Source organism: Peribacillus asahii (assembly GCF_004006295.1).
Taxonomy (GTDB): Bacteria; Bacillota; Bacilli; order Bacillales; family DSM-1321; genus Peribacillus; species Peribacillus asahii_A.
Genome location: NZ_CP026095.1, coordinates 2,795,580 through 2,814,578, shown reverse-complemented (window position 1 = coordinate 2,814,578; position 18,999 = coordinate 2,795,580). Strand labels below are relative to the sequence as shown.

25 protein-coding genes and 4 pseudogenes are annotated in these 18,999 nt (G+C 32.1%); all 29 read left to right on the top strand.

All coding sequences use genetic code 11. The features are described 5' to 3' along the window. The first annotated feature begins 9 nt into the window (after positions 1-9). Positions 10-231, top strand: a complete 222-nt coding sequence (locus tag BAOM_RS13655) for a hypothetical protein (RefSeq protein WP_127760720.1) — start codon at positions 10-12, stop codon at positions 229-231. Positions 232-255: 24 nt separating this feature from the next. After that, the gene (locus BAOM_RS13650) at positions 256-462 is read left to right on the top strand and encodes a hypothetical protein (RefSeq protein WP_127760719.1); all 207 of its coding nucleotides are present in this window, start codon (positions 256-258) and stop codon (positions 460-462) included. A gap of 112 nt (positions 463-574) precedes the next feature. Further along, positions 575-727: a hypothetical protein gene (locus BAOM_RS24440; RefSeq protein ID WP_164853223.1), complete on the top strand. Its 153-nt coding sequence runs from the start codon at positions 575-577 to the stop codon at positions 725-727. Then, the gene (locus tag BAOM_RS13645; RefSeq protein WP_127760718.1) at positions 724-1,026 is read left to right on the top strand and encodes a hypothetical protein; all 303 of its coding nucleotides are present in this window, start codon (positions 724-726) and stop codon (positions 1,024-1,026) included. Before BAOM_RS24440 ends, BAOM_RS13645 begins: the two co-directional genes overlap by 4 nt. A 23-nt stretch (positions 1,027-1,049) precedes the next feature. Further along, the gene (locus BAOM_RS13640) at positions 1,050-1,271 is read left to right on the top strand and encodes a hypothetical protein (protein ID WP_127760717.1); all 222 of its coding nucleotides are present in this window, start codon (positions 1,050-1,052) and stop codon (positions 1,269-1,271) included. A gap of 86 nt (positions 1,272-1,357) precedes the next feature. Further along, complete coding sequence (locus BAOM_RS13635) at positions 1,358-1,789, top strand: hypothetical protein (RefSeq protein WP_180319785.1); 432 nt, start codon at positions 1,358-1,360, stop codon at positions 1,787-1,789. A gap of 32 nt (positions 1,790-1,821) precedes the next feature. Further along, positions 1,822-1,950: a hypothetical protein gene (locus BAOM_RS25135; RefSeq protein WP_257467321.1), complete on the top strand. Its 129-nt coding sequence runs from the start codon at positions 1,822-1,824 to the stop codon at positions 1,948-1,950. Positions 1,951-2,074: 124 nt separating this feature from the next. Beyond that, positions 2,075-2,209, top strand: a complete 135-nt coding sequence (locus BAOM_RS25130) for a hypothetical protein (protein WP_257467320.1) — start codon at positions 2,075-2,077, stop codon at positions 2,207-2,209. Between the two features lie 504 nt (positions 2,210-2,713). Next, positions 2,714-3,016 carry a hypothetical protein gene (locus tag BAOM_RS25385; protein WP_306821265.1) on the top strand — a complete coding sequence of 101 codons (303 nt, stop codon included), beginning with the start codon at positions 2,714-2,716 and terminating at the stop codon, positions 3,014-3,016. A gap of 42 nt (positions 3,017-3,058) precedes the next feature. Beyond that, a pseudogene (locus BAOM_RS25380) lies at positions 3,059-3,478 on the top strand (DNA-methyltransferase); the annotation flags it as partial. Positions 3,479-3,798: 320 nt separating this feature from the next. Next, positions 3,799-4,359 (top strand): hypothetical protein, encoded by a 561-nt coding sequence (locus tag BAOM_RS13625; RefSeq protein WP_127760716.1) that lies wholly within the window; start codon positions 3,799-3,801, stop codon positions 4,357-4,359. A 132-nt stretch (positions 4,360-4,491) separates the two neighbouring features. Next, positions 4,492-6,726: pseudogene (locus BAOM_RS13620) on the top strand (ribonucleoside-diphosphate reductase subunit alpha). Further along, positions 6,723-7,079 carry a flavodoxin family protein gene (locus tag BAOM_RS13615; RefSeq protein ID WP_164853222.1) on the top strand — a complete coding sequence of 119 codons (357 nt, stop codon included), beginning with the start codon at positions 6,723-6,725 and terminating at the stop codon, positions 7,077-7,079. Before BAOM_RS13620 ends, BAOM_RS13615 begins: the two are co-directional and overlap by 4 nt. Positions 7,080-7,173: 94 nt before the next feature. Continuing rightward, positions 7,174-8,224, top strand: a pseudogene (locus BAOM_RS25560) (ribonucleotide-diphosphate reductase subunit beta). A 215-nt stretch (positions 8,225-8,439) separates the two neighbouring features. Then, on the top strand, positions 8,440-8,937 hold the full coding sequence (locus tag BAOM_RS13605) for a hypothetical protein (protein ID WP_257467316.1): 498 nt from the start codon (positions 8,440-8,442) through the stop codon (positions 8,935-8,937). Next, positions 8,934-9,071, top strand: coding sequence for a glutaredoxin domain-containing protein (locus tag BAOM_RS25375; protein ID WP_306821264.1), 138 nt, complete (start codon positions 8,934-8,936; stop codon positions 9,069-9,071). Before BAOM_RS13605 ends, BAOM_RS25375 begins: the two co-directional genes overlap by 4 nt. Before the next feature lie 174 nt (positions 9,072-9,245). Then, complete coding sequence (locus BAOM_RS13595; RefSeq protein ID WP_127760714.1) at positions 9,246-9,860, top strand: hypothetical protein; 615 nt, start codon at positions 9,246-9,248, stop codon at positions 9,858-9,860. Between the two features lie 73 nt (positions 9,861-9,933). Next, the gene (locus tag BAOM_RS13590) at positions 9,934-10,218 is read left to right on the top strand and encodes a sigma factor (RefSeq protein WP_127760713.1); all 285 of its coding nucleotides are present in this window, start codon (positions 9,934-9,936) and stop codon (positions 10,216-10,218) included. Next, a complete protein-coding gene (locus tag BAOM_RS13585; RefSeq protein WP_127760712.1) occupies positions 10,190-10,426 on the top strand; it encodes a hypothetical protein in 237 nt (78 codons plus the stop codon). Before BAOM_RS13590 ends, BAOM_RS13585 begins: the two co-directional genes overlap by 29 nt. 204 nt (positions 10,427-10,630) lie before the next feature. Then, a pseudogene (locus BAOM_RS13580) lies at positions 10,631-11,308 on the top strand (thymidylate synthase); the annotation flags it as partial. 60 nt (positions 11,309-11,368) lie between these two features. Then, positions 11,369-11,878: a dihydrofolate reductase gene (locus tag BAOM_RS13575; RefSeq protein ID WP_127760710.1), complete on the top strand. Its 510-nt coding sequence runs from the start codon at positions 11,369-11,371 to the stop codon at positions 11,876-11,878. A gap of 86 nt (positions 11,879-11,964) precedes the next feature. Beyond that, complete coding sequence (locus tag BAOM_RS13570) at positions 11,965-12,720, top strand: MBL fold metallo-hydrolase (RefSeq protein WP_127760709.1); 756 nt, start codon at positions 11,965-11,967, stop codon at positions 12,718-12,720. 148 nt (positions 12,721-12,868) lie between these two features. Continuing rightward, on the top strand, positions 12,869-13,060 hold the full coding sequence (locus tag BAOM_RS13565) for a hypothetical protein (RefSeq protein WP_127760708.1): 192 nt from the start codon (positions 12,869-12,871) through the stop codon (positions 13,058-13,060). Between the two features lie 348 nt (positions 13,061-13,408). Continuing rightward, positions 13,409-13,978: a RusA family crossover junction endodeoxyribonuclease gene (locus tag BAOM_RS13560; RefSeq protein ID WP_127760707.1), complete on the top strand. Its 570-nt coding sequence runs from the start codon at positions 13,409-13,411 to the stop codon at positions 13,976-13,978. 19 nt (positions 13,979-13,997) lie between these two features. Then, entirely contained in the window at positions 13,998-14,132 is a 135-nt protein-coding gene (locus tag BAOM_RS25115; protein ID WP_257467315.1) for a hypothetical protein, read from the top strand. A 125-nt stretch (positions 14,133-14,257) separates the two neighbouring features. Next, complete coding sequence (locus BAOM_RS13555; protein WP_127760706.1) at positions 14,258-14,845, top strand: hypothetical protein; 588 nt, start codon at positions 14,258-14,260, stop codon at positions 14,843-14,845. Between the two features lie 3 nt (positions 14,846-14,848). Next, positions 14,849-16,405, top strand: coding sequence for a recombinase family protein (locus BAOM_RS13550; protein ID WP_127760705.1), 1,557 nt, complete (start codon positions 14,849-14,851; stop codon positions 16,403-16,405). Between the two features lie 94 nt (positions 16,406-16,499). Further along, positions 16,500-18,200, top strand: a complete 1,701-nt coding sequence (locus tag BAOM_RS13545; protein WP_257467710.1) for an ATP-dependent DNA helicase RecQ — start codon at positions 16,500-16,502, stop codon at positions 18,198-18,200. 70 nt (positions 18,201-18,270) lie between these two features. Continuing rightward, positions 18,271-18,477, top strand: a complete 207-nt coding sequence (locus BAOM_RS13540) for a cold-inducible protein YdjO-related protein (protein ID WP_127760703.1) — start codon at positions 18,271-18,273, stop codon at positions 18,475-18,477. Positions 18,478-18,999: the final 522 nt, after the last annotated feature.

Genomic DNA, 18,999 nt, shown 5'->3' with positions numbered 1-18,999 from the left:
AGGTAAAATATGATTCATAAACATAGGGAATTCCTCTGCAATTTAGCTATTAAAATACTCAAACGTTACAACTTAGGACACTCACATGATTTAAAACAATACACATACATAAAAGTTAATGGAAAGTATTATGCGGTTGATTCAGTCACAGTAGAAAAGGGAACTAATCATACAAAGGTTGAAATTGACGCTTATGATTTAAAGTATTTTATTAAAACTAATAGTAAATAATGAATAGGAGAGTGCGCATCGCATATGAATGAATTTCGACCAGTTATTCAGGAGAATAAGAAGGAGACACTTACACAATGCGTAAACAGTCTCACAGAAGTCTTAGACGACCTATATATTGCTATTGATAACTTAGACTTAACTGAAACGCAGCGTAAAATAATTGATCCTGTAGTGGATAGACTCGGCTCTGAATTAAATGAATTATCTGAAGAAATTTATTTTACATAATTTTAAAATAAAGCTTTACATAAATAAAATTACGTAATATAATAATAGTGTACCAAGTTGATAGGCGAGTCTTAAAAGCTTGGTACACTACATAAAAAGGAAGGTGAATGAGATGAATAGTAAATTAGAAAAGCTACATTCACTCCAAGATCAAAAAGCAGATGTTAAACGTCAAATTAGCAACCTAGAGGACTTCGAGGAAGAATTGAATAAAGAAATTGATAAAGTAAAAGAAGAATTATGGGAAATGGGGATTGAAATATGAATTTTAAATTAGATGAAAATTTCGTTATAATTACTGATCCTAGAAATTTCACGTTACATAAACTACATGAGGTTAATAAACGAAACGGTGAGACAGAGAAAGATTGGAAAGACATTGGTTACTACTGGACATTTCGAGGTGTACTACATAGATATGTTAATGAAGTTTTAAGAGATGAAGAATATACTGATGTTAAACAATTACTTAGTAAAGTGGACGAATTACATAATAAAATCGAAGAAATTGGTGAGCAATTGAAGGTAAATGCAGAGCAAGTACATGAATATTATAGTAAATGAAATTACAGATTTGAGGTTAGCGTATGTTTTGTGGTTTATGTGAAGAAACAGGTGATCGAAGTCATGTTATAACTTTGACAGATAAGGTTTCTAGAGTTGAGATTAAAGGTTGTAAGAATTGTATAGATGATGTGTGGATTAAGATTAGACAAATTGAAGGTCGAGATAAGATGAGCAATGAGAAAGTTTTAGAGTTGCTTGGATTGAGTATTGATGATTTTGAGGTTGAGCAGTTAAGGAAGTGATGTAGAAGGAGGTAATTACTTGGATAAAGAGAAAAAGATTTCTTTTAAAAAGTCTCATCCTCGCTTATTACCAAACTTGGGCTAATATGAAATACAGATGTAATACACCGACAAATTGGGCTTATAAGTGGTATGGAGGAAAGGGAATTACGTATCATGATGAATGGGAAAAGTTTGAACCATTTTATAATTGGGCAATCTCAAATGGATATGAAGATAATTTAACTTTAGACCGAATTGATCCAACTAAAAATTATGAACCAAGCAACTGTAGGTGGGTAACGATGGAGTTTCAAAATAAAAACAAATCAAACTGTTATAAAATAACGATTGATGGAGAAACGAAAACTTCATTGGAATGGTGTGAAATATATAATCTAAATCACAGGACATTCTTAACAAGACGAAATGTATATGGGTGGGATAATGTAAAAGCAATTACTACACCTGTAACAAAAAGAAAAAATCCTGCTGGATTCAACACAAAAATAAACGAAAACAAATCGCAAATTACATAATAAATTTGATTTTTACAAGGAGTGATTTACAAATGGAAAATGAAAAAGACTTAGGATATGAAGCTTTTAGCAAATTAATGGATTCAGTATTTGATCTAGCGTATGAGCTAAATGATGAACATCCTGACAATCTAACTACCAATGAGCTTAACTTCCCTTAAAGCAATGGACACATATTGTGAAACTATGGAAGAGGAGGGGTAAAATGAAGAAACCAATTATCATTTTAGGCTTAAGCACCTTATTATTAACTGCTTGTAGTTCAACTGGGAAAAACTATCACATATGAAAATAAACGTCAATCTGTTAAGTAAAGTAGAAGAGAAACTTGAGGATAAATTAGAGTCTGAGAATCCTAATATGGATTTAGAAGTTAGTATTTATGAAGATGATGACAAGAAAAAGTCAAAGAAGCGATAAAACGAGGTGGAAAAATATGAAAAATAAATTTGATAAAATATCAATATTACTAGGAATTACAACAGTCGTATGTTGGGAATGTTGTATATACAACGGTTGGAGTTTAATGAAAAACTAGATAGTCTTGAAGAATCAGTAAACACTCTACATGGATTGACTGATAAATAAAACATTCCTTTTATTGGAGGTGACAAGAAATAATGAATACTTTAACACTTGAAAAAGTTGTGCTGTACAACGAATATACAGAATGGTTTAAATGAAGACTTGAATTTTGAAGATCGCTCAGTAGGTATTTACTGGACTAGTGAACTATATAAAGAATTAGTAGATGAGATAGTTGAAAATTCGAAGAATAAATTGATCTATTGGGATAAAGAAACTTTAGTTATGAAAGACTCATGCTATCGTGTAACAATTAAACTAATAAAATTGGGCGATGAATCCAAATGGATTGTTGCAGGAATTAAATGATCTATAAAAATTTAAATGGAGAGTGATATAATGTTAGAGTTAAATAAAATTTATAATGAAGACTGTTTAGGTGATAAAGAATTAGGAACAGGTATGTGGAGAATTCCTGATAAATCAGTTGATATGATTCTATGTGATTTACCTTATGCTAAAACAAAAAATAAGTGGGATTCATTAATTCCACTTGATAAACTTTGGGAACACTACAAGAGAATTATTAAGGTAAATGGAGCTATTGTTTTAACAAGTGCAGAACCTTTTACATCTCAACTAGTAGTCAGTAATTTAGATATGTTTAGATATGATATTATTTGGGAGAAGCAAAAAGGGTAGCGATCCTTTGAATGCTAACAGAAACCATTAAGAAGTCATGAAAATATATTAGTATTTTATAAGAAACTGCCTACATATAATCCACAATTTGAATACGGAGAGCCTTATATAAGAAAAGGTGATTGTTCCGTAAAAAGCAGTAATTTTAATAAAACAAATGAGATAAGAGACTTGGGTTCAGAAGACGGTAAGAGATATCCAAAGACAGTGATTAAATTCTCAAATGAAGGCATGAACTCTAAGAATCTACATCCTACTCAGAAACCTTTGAAATTATTTGAGTGGCTATTAAAAACATATTCAAATGATGGTGAAGTTATTTTGGATAATTGTATGGGATCTGGAACTACCGCAATCGCATGTATAAACACAAATAGAAACTACATAGGTTTCGAATTAGAAAAAGAGTATTTCGATGTAGCTAATGAAAGAATATATAATCATAAATTATTAGAAGTTTAATTAAATAAATTTATACATAAAAATCTAATTTAAAACTAGGAGGATCATATTATGAAAAATATTAACACTATTCTAGATCAATTTGGATTAACTATTATGGATGATGAATTTATTGAAGCTGTAGAGGCTTATCATGCAGCAATTGCTAAAGAATTAGATTAAAAAATTTAATAAATAAAATTATATAATTATAGACAACGTTTTTAAAATATGGTAATATAATAGTATACCAGTTAAGGAGGTGAGTGCCTTCATCAAGATTAACTAAGTTACATAATAAATAAAATTATAAACTAAAATAATTAAAAGGGGATAATAAAATGGCATTTAAAAAATCTTACACAAAGTTTAACTGGGGTCAACGTACAGTATTCAACAACTATCACGAGGCTACACCTGATCACATCAAACAATTCGCAGGAACGATATTAGTTGACGGTAAAGAGGTATTAGTAACACATAAGTGTAAGTTTAGAATTCAAGCAATTAATGAGTTTGAAGCAATCGCAAGAGAATTAGGTGGAAAATTCTTTAAAACTATATCCAATGCAAGGTTAATACATATGCAAAAATTCGCCCATAAAGGATTTTTAGTTTCTGTTACTAAGGCTACTGAAAAAGGAGTAATTGAAACACAGTATGGTAAAGCGATTATTTGTCCTAATGATCTTATTCTAACTGATAAAAACGGTAATACGCAAATTACAACTGAGGAATTATTTAAACAGAATTACGTCCCTGTTGAAGAAGTAGTTGAGTCAGAAGAAGACTTAGCAAGCACATATGCTGAAGCTCTACAGGCATTTAGTTTAGATAGCACTGAAGAGGATTATACAGAGTTTCAGAAGAAAGTTAGAGAAAGAAATAGTATTACATATTGAGTTAGATAATAAATGAAATTACATAAAAATATATTATAAGAGGTGTATGAGTTGACAGCTATCACAAAGGATAAAGGACGAAGACAATTACCGTTCGATAAAGAAAGATTAGAAAGATTTATTGACAATGTGATGAAGGATTTCCCACAATTAAACTCAGAAAGTTACAAACATCGAATTGTACGTTCAATTGAAAATGTTGATGAGTATAGAGCAGCAGAAATTACAGATAAATTAATTTTGAATGCATTGGATAATATTTCACGAGAAGAAACGGAATGGACGAATGTGGCAGCAAGAATTCTTCTAAACAAGCTTTACAAAGAAGCTGCTTATAATCGTTCATATGATGCAAATGATAAGTATGGTAGTTTTTACGGACTTCTTAAAAAACTAGGTGAGATGGGAATTTACTCTGAATTAATTCTAAAAGAGTATTCAAGAGATGAAATTAAACAGGCAAGCGAACTCATTGTTCCAGAAAGAGATTATAAATTCAATTATATTGGTTTAAAAACATTTCATGATCGTTATTTAGCTAAAGACTATGATAAACGTACATATGAACTTCCTCAAGAACGATTCCTAGTAATTGCTATGATTGAAATGATTAATGAGCCAAAAGAAAAACGAATGAAACTTGTAGAAGAATCTTATTGGGCATTATCTAATTTCTATATGACTGTAGCTACACCTACTATGGGTAATGCTGGTATGGCATCTGGACAATTATCAAGTTGCTTCATTGATACGATAGGAGATAGCTTACAAGGTATTTACGATAGTAATACTGATGTTGCCAATTTATCAAAATGGGGCGGAGGAATTGGAGCCTATCTTGGTAAAAATTAGAAGCTTAGGGTCAAATATTCGAGGACATAAAGGTGCTTCAGGTGGAGTTATTCCTTGGATGCGACAACTAAATAATACAGCAGTTAGTGTGGATCAACTAGGAAAACGACAAGGTTCAATTTGTGTAACACTTGATGCATGGCATAGCGACATCTTCTCATTCCTTGAAGCAAAATTAAATAATGGTGATGAACGTTTGAAAGCACACGACTTATTCTTTAGCGTAAGTATTCCAGATTTATTCATGGAGCAAGTTGAAAAGCGTGGAGATTGGTACTTATTTAATCCTCATGAAGTGAAAGAAGTAATGGGATGGTCATTAGAAGATTCGTATGACGAAGAAAAAGGTAAAGGTACATTTAGAGAACGTTATGAGCAATGTGTACAATCAAATGAATTACACAAAGAAAAAGTGTCAGCTATCGAAATTCAAAAAAGCAATTATGAAGGCACAATTAGAAACAGGAACACCTTTCCTTTTCTTTAGAGATACAGTGAATCGTGACAATCCCAATAAACATGCAGGAATTATCTATTGCTCAAACCTTTGTCATGAAATCGCTCAAAACACAAGCGAAACAACTGTTACAGAAACTTACACTAACGATGGAAAAATTATCATCGTTAAAAGAAGCAGGTGACTTTGTTGTATGTAACTTGTCATCAATTCATTTAGGCAATGCAGTCCCAGATAATGTTTTAGAAAGACTGATCTCTATTCAAGTTTAGAATGTTAGATAATGTAATTGATTTAAACAATATCCCAGTTCTACAAGCTAAATTAACTAATCTAAAATATAGAGCAATTGGCTTAGGAACTTTTTGGCATCACTTACTAGCTCTAAAAGGAATTCAATGGGATTCTGAAAAAGCAGTAGATTACGCTGATAAGTTATATGAGAAAATTGCGTATTTAACAATCAAAGCGTCAAATGAATTAGCTATTGAAAAGGGTGAATATCCTGTATTTGAAGGTTCTGATTGGCATACTGGAAGTTATTTTGAACGAAGAAATTACGGGAAACAAGATGACACCGAAAGATTTGTTACTAATGAACAGTGGAATGAACTCATCAACTCGGTGAAAGAAAATGGGATGAGAAATGGCTATTTAATTGCTGTAGCTCCAAATGGCTCTACGAGTGTAATTGTAATGGAAGTGCATCAATTGATCCTATTTATCGACAACTATATTTCGAAGAAAAGAAAAATTATAAGATTCCTGTAACTGCACCTGATTTAAATCCTAACACAGTATGGTATTATCAAAGCTCTCACGAGGTTAATCAAATTCAAAGTATCAGACAGAATGCAGCAAGACAGAAGCATATTGATCAATCTCAAAGTTTCAACTTATATGTACACAACAAGATTAAAGCAAAAGATTTACTAAACTTGCACATGGAAGCATGGAAAAATGATTTGAAAACTATTTATTATGTGCGTTCTACTTCTGGTGGCTCTAATGATGATTCAACCAATGCGAGATATAAAGAGTGTGAGGCTTGTACTTGATTAAATCTTTAATTGTTTACTATTCATTAGGCGGAAATACAGAAGTAGTAGCAAATAAAATAGAAGAGAAATTAACTTCTCTAGGGAAAGAATTTGATGTTCTTTCCTTGGGGAAGAAAAGTAAATTTGAATCAGTCGACATAGAAAACTATGATATTGTTTTCATTGGTAGTCCGACATACAAAGAAGGGAAAACACCTTTATATGTATTGGATTATCTAAGATATATCTTAAATACAATAATTTTAAACTACCTAAATTCTCTGTATTTGGAACAGGGGATACGCAATGGACACACTTTGCAAGAGCAGTTGATGAAATATCTTATCACCTTAGTAAAAAAACAGAGGTAGTTAATCAACTAAGAATTGAACAAAGACCAACTAGTGATTATCAAATAAATAAAATTAATGAATTTGTTATCGATTCAATGAGGAGGATGTAATTTTGTTACAATTAGATGATAAAGTAAAAAGAGTTCCGTTATTAATTCCAGAGAATCCAAATCAAGCTACAGCGATTGTAAATGGTTCAGCCAGTGGGATTTTAAATTGGAATGATGTTAGAGATGATCTTGCTTATGAACGACTACGAGAACTTGAAGAAAACTTTTGGACACCATTTGAAATTAATATGAGTGATGACGTTAAACAATGGAAAGACTTCTCCGAAGAAGAAGAGAAAGATACTTTTATGAAGATTAATGGACTAGTTGCAATTCTTGACTCGGTTCAACCTAAATTCTTTGGACTATTAATTAAATACATATCAGATCCAGCGTTCCAAGCAGATTTCATTTTCAGTATGCAACAAGAGGTAATTCATAATCAATCATATTCATATATTCTATCTTCCTTAGAAAAGTCTGCAAGACAAAATAAAGCATTTGAAATGGCACGAACAGAAAAACCTATTTACGAAAGAAATAAACTAATTGTAGATGTTTATGAGAAGTTAGAAGATAATCCAACAGTAAAAAACTTCATCGAAGCTCTAGTTGCTTGTGGCATTAGAAGGAATTAATTTTTACTCTGCCTTTGCTTACTTCTACAACCTTGCAAGAAACCAAAAAATGCTTAAAACTTCAACTATGATTTCATACATTAATCGTGATGAACTTGTTCATACAAAATTGGTTGTTGACGTTTTAAATAGTTTTATTAAGGAAAACCCTAACTTATCAAATTATGTTGGTGAATTTGCTAAAGAGTTCTTTGAAGTAATTGTTAATAAAGAAATTGAATGGTCTGAATATATTCTTAAAAATGAAGAAGACATCGATATGATTGAGATGAAGGAGTATATCAAGTATAGAGCAAATAAATGTTTGTCAATGATGGGAATTACTCCACTTTATGATGATATCAGCGATAACCCTATGCCTTGGATTAGAGCTTTTTCAGAAGAAAATATCAATGATAGTAAATCAGATTTCTTTGAGCAAAAACCTAGAACGTATACAAAAATTAATGATGATAATGGATTTGATGATCTGTGAGTAAATCAACCAGTATTGTCGGAGAAGTTTTTAAAAAATAATGCGAATCAAGAATATAGGGTCATTTGTACAGAAGGTAAAAATAAATCGGGTAACACTAAATATAGGATTAGATTTTCAGAAAACAGGATATGAAAGAGTCGTAGAAAAGGTTGAAATAAAAAGAGGAAAAATTAAAGATAGATTAGAGAAATCAGTGTTTGGAATAGGTATTCTTGGAGATATTAAAATGGTTAACTTCAAAAGAGAGTATACAGTGTGGAGTGGAATGCTGGAAAGATGTTATGATGAAAAGTTTCACTCTTATCATAGATACGGTGGTAGAGGTGTTACTGTATGCGAAAGATGGGCATACATTCACCAACTTCCTAAATGATATTGAAAATATTGAAGGTTACGATGAAAAGTTATTTAAGAAAGGCTTAATTTTTCTAGAAAGACATAAAACAAAAAGAAGTAGAATACAAAGTATATTCTTTGAAACTTGTAAATTTGTATCAAGTAAAGAAAACAACGAAGCAATAGATTACGAAGATAAAAAGAAAACATTCTATGCGCTACCTCCTGATGGAAACATACAAAAAGTAAAAGGATTGGGAGAGTTTTCTAGAGAGCATAGCTTAATACGCCAAGGCATTTACAATTGTTTAAAAGGAAAGGTTAAAACACATAAAGGATGGAAGTTTAGTTACAGAGAGGAAGATTTATTGTGAGTAAAATTATTAAATTAGAAAAACCAAATTGTAATCCATGTGGAATGGTATCAAGTTTTTTGAATGACCAAGGAGTAGAGTATGAAGCTTTCAATGTAATGGAAAATCCAGAGATGGAGCTAAATATGGAGTAATGAGCGTTCCTGTGACAATCTTATTAGATGACAATGGAAATGAAGTACAACGATCAATTGGCTTTAAACCTGATGAATTAGAAGAAATCATTTCGAAACTTTAGTTAGACAAGGGAGGTTGATTCCTCCCTTAATGATAATTAATAAAAATACACAATAAAAGGATGATTATAAATGGGTAAAATGGATGAAATCATTGTAGTAGCACCACGTAAAGAAGTATTTGCAGATGAGGCTTTAACATTCCAAGGCGTAAATTCAAATAAAGAAACAACAAAACAAATCACAGATAATTTAGCAGCTACTTTTTCAGAAATGCGAAGAGGAGATGCTGAAGAAAACAATGACTACAAGCAACCTATCCCTTATTGTGTAATCAAACGTGGAGATGAAGTATTCTCTTATACTCGCTTAAGTGGTGGAGGAGAAACACGTTTACATGGTCAAATCTCTCTTGGGGTTGGAGGACACGTTAATACTGTTCCTGAGAAAGATTTCTATGAAACACTTTCAATCAACTTGCAACGTGAACTAGAGGAAGAGTTAATTATTGACGCTGATAAAATGGATTTAAATACAATCGGTTTAATTAATGACGATGCTAATGACGTAGGCAAAGTTCATCTAGGAATGTTGGTTATCGGTGAGTTACCTGTTGAGGAAGCTGTTCTAGTTCGTGAAACAGATCAACTACTTGGCAAATGGATTAAGATTAAGGATTTAAAATCACCTGAAATTTACGATAGATTAGAGTCTTGGTCACAATTTGTAGCTGATATTCTATATTAAAATTTTACTTTTATCACACTGACAGAGGGTTCATACGCTCTCTGTCTTTCACTATGAGAGGAGGATAAATCAAATGTCACCTGAAGAGTTATTCGAACAGAATACAAAATTAGTAGCTATCACACTAAAGAAAATGTTTAAAAATCCGAAAGCAATAGCAGAAAAAAATAAAATTAGCTATGATGACCTTTTGCAATATGGATATGAAGCTCTATGGGAATCTTGTCTCGGTTATAAATCCAGTAAAGGTAAATTTAATACATATGCAATTAATGCAATTCGAAACAATATTGTTAGACGATTACATTTAGACTGTAGAGCAATGAAATATGATAAGAAAAGCAAAAAATGCCCCTAAAGATTCAGATTTATATAAGCTAATGTCTATTGACAATGAAGTGCCAGAAACAGGCGACACATTCCATGAGTATATCAAGTCATCGCAATATATGAATGTGGAAGATGAAGCTATATTAAACTTATTGAATAAAGATATATTTAAATTACTTAGTGATAAAGAAAAAACTATAACTACATATGAAAATGAAAGAAAGAACTACATATGAAATTGGTGAATACTTAGGGTTAACTCATCAAATGATAAGTGTTTATTGTAGGAAGATTAGAAGTAAAGTTAGAGAATATTTAGATAAAAGTGAGGTTGCTTAGTTATATGACGTATGTGGATAAAATTTTTATTGATGATTTAAAACAGGTTTTTAAATGAAGATTGGGAAGTTGATAATAGAGCAAAATGGGAAGATGGCTCTCAAGTTAAAACTAAGCGTATTTTGCAGGTTTCACATAAGTATGATCTATCTAAAGGGTTCCCAATTTTAACGCTGCGAGACATCAATTATAAAGCTGCAATAGAAGAGATGCGATGGATATATATTCAGATGTCTAATGAGATTAAAGATTTAAAATCAAGCATTTGGGATTCTTGGAGTAACGAAAACGGTGAGATAGAAAAAGCTTATGGATTTCAAATCGCTAAACCTACAATGGGATTCCCGTCACAACCTCATTATGTCCTAAATGAAATTAAAACTAATCCAACAAGTAGACGTATTCAAATGAACATGTTTAACGCAGAAGAACAAGAGACTAAAGCTAAAAAATCACTCATTGAATGTGCATTTGGAACAAACCTTTCAGTTAAAAATGGGAAACTGTATATGACTCTTACACAAAGAAGCGGAGATAAACTTACCGCAGCAGGTGCAGGAGGATGGAATTTAGTACAGTATGCAAGTCTAATGCACGCAATTGCAATGGAATGCAACTTAGAAGTAGGGGTATTGAAACATGATATCCAAGACCTTCATATCTATAATAAACATATCAAACAAGTTGAAGAAATGATTAGAAGATATGAAGAATTAGAACAATATGAATTGCCACAGTTAAAAGTTAAAAAAGAAGCCATTTTTCGAATTAACTGCTGATGACTTTGAATTAGTTGGTTATGAAAATCATGGTAAAATTGGAAAAGTTGAGGTGGCTGTATGACTATTACACTTGTAGCAGCGATTGATAAAAATAGAGGGTTAGGATATAAAAATCAACTATTGTGTAAGCTTCCCTCAGATATGCGACACTTTAGGGAGTTAACCTTAAATACTATCTGCATCATGGGTCGAAATACGTATGAGTCTATTGGTTCTCCCTTACCTGAACGAACAAATCTTGTATTGTCTCGTGATGCTAATTATGATCCACATCCAGCAGTATTCGTATATTCGTCCATTAAAGATATTATTAGAGAGTATGAAACCTATAGCGACATAAGTGAACAGGTCATGATTTTAGGTGGGAGTTCCATCTATAAGCAATTCTTACCTTATGCCGACTCAATTGAATTAACAGTTATTCACCATGAATTTGATAAAGTAGATGCATTTTTCCCTGAATTTTCGCTAGATGAATTTGAAGTAGTTAACAATGTATTTAATTCAAAGGATAATAAGAATCCTTATGATTATTCATTTGTAAGTTATAAACGTAAAATTAAATAATCATTTACATAAATAAAATTAAGTATTATAATAAAAGAGTAGTTAGTAATAGCTGCTCTTTTTACTAAAATGAAGGAGGATATGAAATGATTAAAATTAAACCACTTGGAGTAAATGGAGCTTTTACAAAATACTATCACAACAACTATGTATTTGAATTAGGGGATAGAAATCTATTGGTTGATGCAGGGACAACATTGAGATACAGCTTACCAGAAGCAGAATATAAAGAGTCAGATATTACAGATATAATTATTACTCATTTACATAGTGATCATGTAGGTGGTTTAGAGGAGTTCGCTCAACGTTGTAAATGGATTCATAATCACAAACCTAATTTATGGCTTAGAGGTTCTATGAAAGAAGAATTTGAAGAAGTTGTTGGTAAAGGATTATTTACAGATGGATTAACCTTGAATGACTATTTCAATGTATATACTTGTGGAATTGGATACTTGAATTCTTTTAAAATTGGTAATTATACAGTCGAATTAATTCAAACTGATAATTTACATGCTCAAGGAATGAAGTCTTTTGGTATTAAAGTACATGACGAGGAATTACATAATAATGTGATTTTCACAAGTGATATCGCTAAACATGAAAATGCTCAATTTAGAAATCTAATTAATCCAGAAACAGTTGCATTATTCCATGATGTTTCAATTATTCCTAATGCTGTACATTCTTATTTAGAAGATGTAGTTGAGTTTTATAAGGATGATATTGATTTAAATAAGATGTATGGAATGCATTATCAAGATGACGCTGATTTAGACCACTTAAAGCAAATATATGGTATTAATTTTGTTGAAAAGGGTAAGGTAATTGAATTTAATTAAAGTTTGTGAAATTGATGGGTATAAAACTATTGAAAATAAAGAGCTTTTAAGCCTAATTTCACAATATAATTCAGATAAAATATATCTTATATCGAGTGAAATTAATGAGTAGTAGATTAAAAATTGTGCAGAAAGGGGATTTAAAATAATGTTGAAAAAAGAGGATTTAGATAAACGTATTTGTGATGCGGAAGAGGGAGCAACAAACCTACAAACTTTTAGAGAGTTTATTGAAAGTAGCGAATCGGAATTTGAGTTAATCGCTAAAAATTTAGATGTTATGAGCGAAAAACAACTAAATGAGTATCTAGATTTCTTAGACTATCTATGGGAGAAGTAATAAATTTGCATGTTTTATTAGGAGGTGAAACACATGAGTAAACTTGAAGAATTAGCTAACAAACTGTTCAATATGAAGCCTGATGAAAAGTTAATTAAAACTTTAAAAGGGGAAGTAATGATTCCATCAAAGGATATTAAGAAATAATTAAATAAAATTACATATTAGGAGTGATTAGAATGTTAGAGGTATACAATTCTAAAACAAACGAAGTACTATACTGGAATAATGATATGATTCAATGTTTCGAGTTCATTCACAGTAACTTTAATGAGTTACACGAGGATTGGGGAAACATTTGGATGAGAGAAGCTGAATAATAAAGTCAACTAAAGAGGAGATGATTAATTGGAATTAAAACTTACTTTGCCTTTACCTATATCATTAAACGCTTTATACATAAATAAGTTTGGTTATAATCCTAAAACTAGGAGTCGTATTCCAACTGGTCAACGTATTCTTAGTAAAGAAGGAGAAAAAACAAAGAAAGCTATTCAAACAGCAGCTAATGAACAAATTAAAAATAGTCATTGGGATTATGAGTATACGTTAGATAATTACATATACATGGATACAGAAATATACTTTAATCGCAAGGGACGTGACGACAACAACGTATATAAGCTCCTATGTGATGCTTTAGAGAAGATAGTGTATGAGAATGATAGTAGGGTATTAATCAGAACACAAAAGATACTATACAATCCAGATGATCCAAAGGTTGTTGTTACATTCACTCCAGTTACATATAGAGGAATATTTAATGATGAAATACATATGAATGAATTTGAAGACAAATGTAAGGTATGTAAACGATACAAGAGGAATTGTTCTATATTAGCTAAAGCTAAAGAAGGACGTATTCAAGAGGAAATTAATGATGAGTTTGAATGTGTTAAATATAATCCAATTAAATAAAATTACATAAGGAGTACATATGAGTGAATTAAAAACAATGACTATGACGTTTGAGGGGAAACTAAGCAAAGAAGCAATTAAAAACTTCGTTACTGTTTTAAATGAATTATACGATAAAGGTAAATCAAAAGAATTAGAATCTACTAAAAATTGAATGGATTGTAGAAGATGGCATTTCGCTATCTTCTATTTTTATTTTAAATTGTAAATATGATAGTGAAATATCCAAAAATGTATGCTAAATTAATTCTATCATATTTATTTTAGGAGGGAATAGGAATGCCTAAAGGTACTTCGTGGACAGAAAATGAACTATCATTATTAGAAGAAAACTACAACAAGGTAAATATAAACCAATTAATTAGGTTACTTCCTAATAGAACTGAAGCAGCTATTGTAAATAAAGCTAAGAAATTGAAGCTAAGCACTACTCAAAAATTAAAATGGACTGAGGAAGAAGAAGTTAAACTTAAAGAATTGTTCCCATGTAATACGATAGATGAACTATTAACTCATTTTTCTAATAGGACATCTAATAGTATTCTAGCAAAAGCAAAAGAGATGAATTTAAAGAAAGATGAATCTCATATTCAAAAGGTAAGAAGAAAAAGATCAACTAACTGGACTGAATCAGAGGATGCGATTTTAAGAAAGCATTACCCTACAGGTGGATATAAACCAGTAAACGAACAATTACCTCACAGAAATGCAAAATCAATCCTATCTAGAGCAGTTAAATTAGGCATCAAAAGGATTGATAAATACGGATGGAATTGGAACAGAGAAGTGGTGTCTATAGAGGATATCGGTCATAGAAGAACAGTTGTTATTAAATTTACTAAACCTGAAATAGAAATTGGAGAATAATCAATGGAAATCAATGCAGTAAATCATATTAAAGATGTTGCAATTTATTTGAGGAAGTCTAGGGGTCAAGAGGAAGACCTTGACAAACACAGAGAAGAATTAGTCGAGCTATGTGAAAAGAATGGTTGGAGATATGTAGAATACGGTGAAATAGGATCAAGTCAAAAGTTAATGGATAGACCTGAGTTATCGAGACTCTTGAAGGATATTCAAGAAGACATGTACGATGCCGTAGTTGTAATGGACAAAGATAGGCTTTCTCGTGAAGGTGTAGGACAAGCTCAAATCAATAAAATATTAGCAGAAAATGATTGTCTTATTGTTACACCTACAAGAGTATACGATTTAACAAATGAAAGCGACATGATGGTCTCAGAATTTGAAGATTTAATGGCTCGATTCGAATATAGAGCTATTGTTAAACGTTTAAAACGTGGTAAAAGACGTGGAGCTAAACAAGGTAAATGGACAAATGGAACTCCACCTATCCCATACATCTACAATCCAAAGTTTAGAGATAAGACGGATAAGAGTATTGAAAAAGGTGAGGACTTAGATTCGTTAATTGTTGATGAAGAAAAATTAGAAATATATAGATTCATCGTAGACTCATTCTTAAACGGAATGTCACCTTATACGATAGCTTGGGAGTTAAACAAAAGGAAAATCGCATCCCCTAGAGGTTCAACTTGGAACAATACAGGTATTAGACGATTACTTAAAGATGAGACTCATTTGGGACGGATTATCGCAAATAAGACAACTGGATCAAAAAAGCGACTGAGTACAGGTAGATTAGATTACAAAGTAAATAAACGTGAAGACTGGATTATTGTTGAGAATTGTCATAAAGCAGTAAAAACAAAAGAGGAACACGAAAAAATACTCATTGAGATGCAAAAACGAAAACGTGATTCTTATGCAACTACAGGTGAAAATGCTTTATCAGGTCTAATCGTCTGTTCAAAATGTGGAGCAACTATGGCACAAAAGAAAAGTAAAATTGAATCGGAAAGATATTCATACGTAGAAGCATGTAAAAACTTCTTAGAAGATGGAATAACTAAATGTGATAACCACGGTGGCAGCACAATGTATCTCATGAAAGAAATAGAGAGACAATTAGTTATGTATAGGGATGACATTGAGAAAGAAAATGAAAGGGTATCAAAAGGTGGAGGATTGACTAAAACGATTGAAAGTGAGAAAAAAAAGAAAGAGGAACGAATCATTGAGCTGGAAGACGAATTAGAACAAGTTACAACATTAGCTCTAGCTAAATTCTTTACACCTGAAGAAGCTGTTCAACAAAAAAAGAAAATTTTAGATAATATTTCTAAATTGGAATCAGAGTTATATGCCTTGAATTTACAAACAGATAATTTAGGCAACATGACAAGAAGCGAAAAAGTAAACGCAATTAATAAATTCTTAGAGGTAATGGATATGCCTCATATTTCTAATAGTGATCTAAACAGGCTTTATAAAACAATCATACATTCAATTATATGGGATAAATCGAATCCTGATGAGCTAAAGGTAACTATAAATTTTCTATAGGCGAATAGCATATATCACAACTCATTTTAAATGAGAGTCACTAAGTTTACCTTGTGTTTTAGATATTTCTCTTTATTTAAATAGTTGGTCGTAAATTACCACATGCTATTGGGGACATGATTTTCGGCCAAGCTATTTAAAAATTAAAACCCTTTTAAAAGAGCTGCCATCGAAACCAATTGTGCTTGCTTTAACAGCGACAGCTACACCGGAAGTAACAGCAGACATTTGTCAGTCGCTTGGAATTGATAATGAAACGACGATTTCTACAGGGTTTGCTCGGGATAATTTGTTTTTTTCGGTTGTGAAAGAGGAGAATCGTGATCAATTTCTCATGCGCTATATAGAAAAAAATAAGCAAGAATCGGGTATCATCTATGCAGCAACAAGAAAAGATGTTGATTTGCTTTATCAGCGGTTACAAAAAGCAGGCATCCAAGTTGGACGTTATCATGCGGGAATGAATGAAGGAGAACGCTCTTTCATGCAGGATCAATTTATTCAGGATGACCTATCGGTGATGGTCGCAACGTCTGCATTCGGAATGGGGATTGATAAATCAAATGTCCGATATGTGATTCATTATCAAACTCCTAAAAACATGGAAAGTTATTATCAAGAAGCGGGACGTGCTGGACGAGATGGATTAGATAGTGAGTGTATTCTCTTATATTCTCCCCAAGATATGCAAGTGCAGCGTTTTTTAATTGAACAATCTCACCCAGATCCCGAACGAAAAGAAGAAGAGTTAAAGAAATTAAATAAAATGAAAGGTTATAGTTTTACCGAAGGATGCTTACAAGCTTTTATTTTACGCTATTTTGGCGATGCAAATCCTGAAGATTGCGGTCATTGTGAGAATTGTACAGATCAACGTCATTCAATGGATGTAACAACGGAAGCTCAAATGGTACTATCTTGTATGATTCGTATGGGGGAACGTTTTGGAAAAACATTAATTAGTCAAGTGTTAACAGGCTCTCGTAATAAGAAAATTGAAGAGTTTGGTTTTGGGCGTTTATCAACCTATGGTATTATGAAGCATCAAACAGCGAAGGAAGTAGCGGACTTTATTGATTTTCTTACCGCTAAGCAATATATCGAAATGACAGGTGGGCAGTATCCGGTATTAAAAGTAACGCATAGTGGGAAAGAAGTTTTAATGGGTCAGAAGCAAGTGTATCGTAAGGAAAGAAAGCAAGTTGCTGCCCTTACAATGGATAATGTCTTGTTTGAACAATTACGTCATGTGCGTAAAGAATTGGCGAGTGCGGAAAATGTTGCACCATTTATCATTTTTTCAGATGTAACGTTAAAGGATATGGCGGCTAAATTACCGCAAACGAAGGATCAACTCCTTGATGTGAAAGGAGTCGGGCAACAAAAGCTTGAACGATATGGTCAAGCTTTTATGGAGAGTATTCAAGCATATGTCGCTGAGCACCCCGAGGCAGCGCATATACCTCAACCGAAGGAGAAATCACGAAAAAATGGAGGAATACCAACGCATCTTGAAAGTTATCAATTGTATCGTGAAGGAAAAGCGATAAAGGACATTGCGACAGCTCGCAGTTTATCAATTGTGACGATTGAAAGTCATATTATCAAGTGTGCTGAAGAAGGTTTGGAAATAGACTGGAATCAAATTTTTTCAGAAGCGGCATATCAACAAATTATTGAAACAGCCAATCGGCTCGGTGCAGACAAGCTTAAGCCGTTAAAAGAAGCGTTATCTGAGGAAACATCCTATTTTATGATTAAAGCAGCCCTTGTAAAAGCGAGGACAGAAGAGTAATTAAATTTTTTTCAGTTCATAAATAAGTTATAAACGTAATGCGTATACTATGGAAAAGAGGAGGTTGCCCATGTATTTTGCTAAAAGAAATTCAGAGGAGCCCGAAATAGTTATTGAAAACACCGTTGTATACGCATGTGAATCAGCTAGTTGTAATGGGTGGATGAGGAAGGACTTTGCTTCTGAAAATTATGTATGCCCAATGTGTGGCAGTCAGTTAATTGAAGAAGTACGAGAACTGCCGAAAATCCAGACAGACTTTACTTCATTTAAGTAAGGGGTGAGTTGCTCACCTCTTTATTTTTTTTGTAATTCTTTACATATAGAAAAAAATGTGTTATTATTAAAATTCAGTGATTTAAATGATAAATCGCTAGAGAGTAATTTTTTATAAGGCACTGTTAATGTATTGGTTGGCGTAACTTTTAGCTTAGTGTGTACACAATTACTGTTTCACACATAGTTGCATGAAAGAAACTAACAATCAATCGCCTCATATAACATAGCCTTTTATAAAGCAGCATTTTTATTAAATTATGCTCGTGAGTTGAGTATAAGCATGAAAGATTAATCAATTGATTTCTCCACATTTATTTAGCCTTCAAGATTTTCTACAACCTTTTTATGTGTAAATTTCATTTTCCATTATTATGAGAGATTTTGTGAATAAAGATGTGCTTTGTGTCCTAGAACTTGATTCTCACAGGCGCGGTTTTGGAGCCGTATGGATGAGAGAGAGGCAGGGCTTTCATTGTTTCAGGTTTGGGCAAAAATTACGCTCGTGTATAAAGTAGCTTAA

Coding starts and splice junctions, on each gene's coding strand:
- BAOM_RS13655 (WP_127760720.1), top strand. CDS start 10: ATGATTCATAAACATAGGGAATTCCTCTGCAATTTAGCTATTAAAATA.
- BAOM_RS13650 (WP_127760719.1), top strand. CDS start 256: ATGAATGAATTTCGACCAGTTATTCAGGAGAATAAGAAGGAGACACTT.
- BAOM_RS24440 (WP_164853223.1), top strand. CDS start 575: ATGAATAGTAAATTAGAAAAGCTACATTCACTCCAAGATCAAAAAGCA.
- BAOM_RS13645 (WP_127760718.1), top strand. CDS start 724: ATGAATTTTAAATTAGATGAAAATTTCGTTATAATTACTGATCCTAGA.
- BAOM_RS13640 (WP_127760717.1), top strand. CDS start 1,050: ATGTTTTGTGGTTTATGTGAAGAAACAGGTGATCGAAGTCATGTTATA.
- BAOM_RS13635 (WP_180319785.1), top strand. CDS start 1,358: ATGAAATACAGATGTAATACACCGACAAATTGGGCTTATAAGTGGTAT.
- BAOM_RS25135 (WP_257467321.1), top strand. CDS start 1,822: ATGGAAAATGAAAAAGACTTAGGATATGAAGCTTTTAGCAAATTAATG.
- BAOM_RS25130 (WP_257467320.1), top strand. CDS start 2,075: ATGAAAATAAACGTCAATCTGTTAAGTAAAGTAGAAGAGAAACTTGAG.
- BAOM_RS25385 (WP_306821265.1), top strand. CDS start 2,714: ATGTTAGAGTTAAATAAAATTTATAATGAAGACTGTTTAGGTGATAAA.
- BAOM_RS13625 (WP_127760716.1), top strand. CDS start 3,799: ATGGCATTTAAAAAATCTTACACAAAGTTTAACTGGGGTCAACGTACA.
- BAOM_RS13595 (WP_127760714.1), top strand. CDS start 9,246: ATGGGTAAAATGGATGAAATCATTGTAGTAGCACCACGTAAAGAAGTA.
- BAOM_RS13590 (WP_127760713.1), top strand. CDS start 9,934: ATGTCACCTGAAGAGTTATTCGAACAGAATACAAAATTAGTAGCTATC.
- BAOM_RS13585 (WP_127760712.1), top strand. CDS start 10,190: ATGATAAGAAAAGCAAAAAATGCCCCTAAAGATTCAGATTTATATAAG.
- BAOM_RS13575 (WP_127760710.1), top strand. CDS start 11,369: ATGACTATTACACTTGTAGCAGCGATTGATAAAAATAGAGGGTTAGGA.
- BAOM_RS13570 (WP_127760709.1), top strand. CDS start 11,965: ATGATTAAAATTAAACCACTTGGAGTAAATGGAGCTTTTACAAAATAC.
- BAOM_RS13565 (WP_127760708.1), top strand. CDS start 12,869: ATGTTGAAAAAAGAGGATTTAGATAAACGTATTTGTGATGCGGAAGAG.
- BAOM_RS25115 (WP_257467315.1), top strand. CDS start 13,998: ATGAGTGAATTAAAAACAATGACTATGACGTTTGAGGGGAAACTAAGC.
- BAOM_RS13555 (WP_127760706.1), top strand. CDS start 14,258: ATGCCTAAAGGTACTTCGTGGACAGAAAATGAACTATCATTATTAGAA.
- BAOM_RS13550 (WP_127760705.1), top strand. CDS start 14,849: ATGGAAATCAATGCAGTAAATCATATTAAAGATGTTGCAATTTATTTG.
- BAOM_RS13540 (WP_127760703.1), top strand. CDS start 18,271: ATGTATTTTGCTAAAAGAAATTCAGAGGAGCCCGAAATAGTTATTGAA.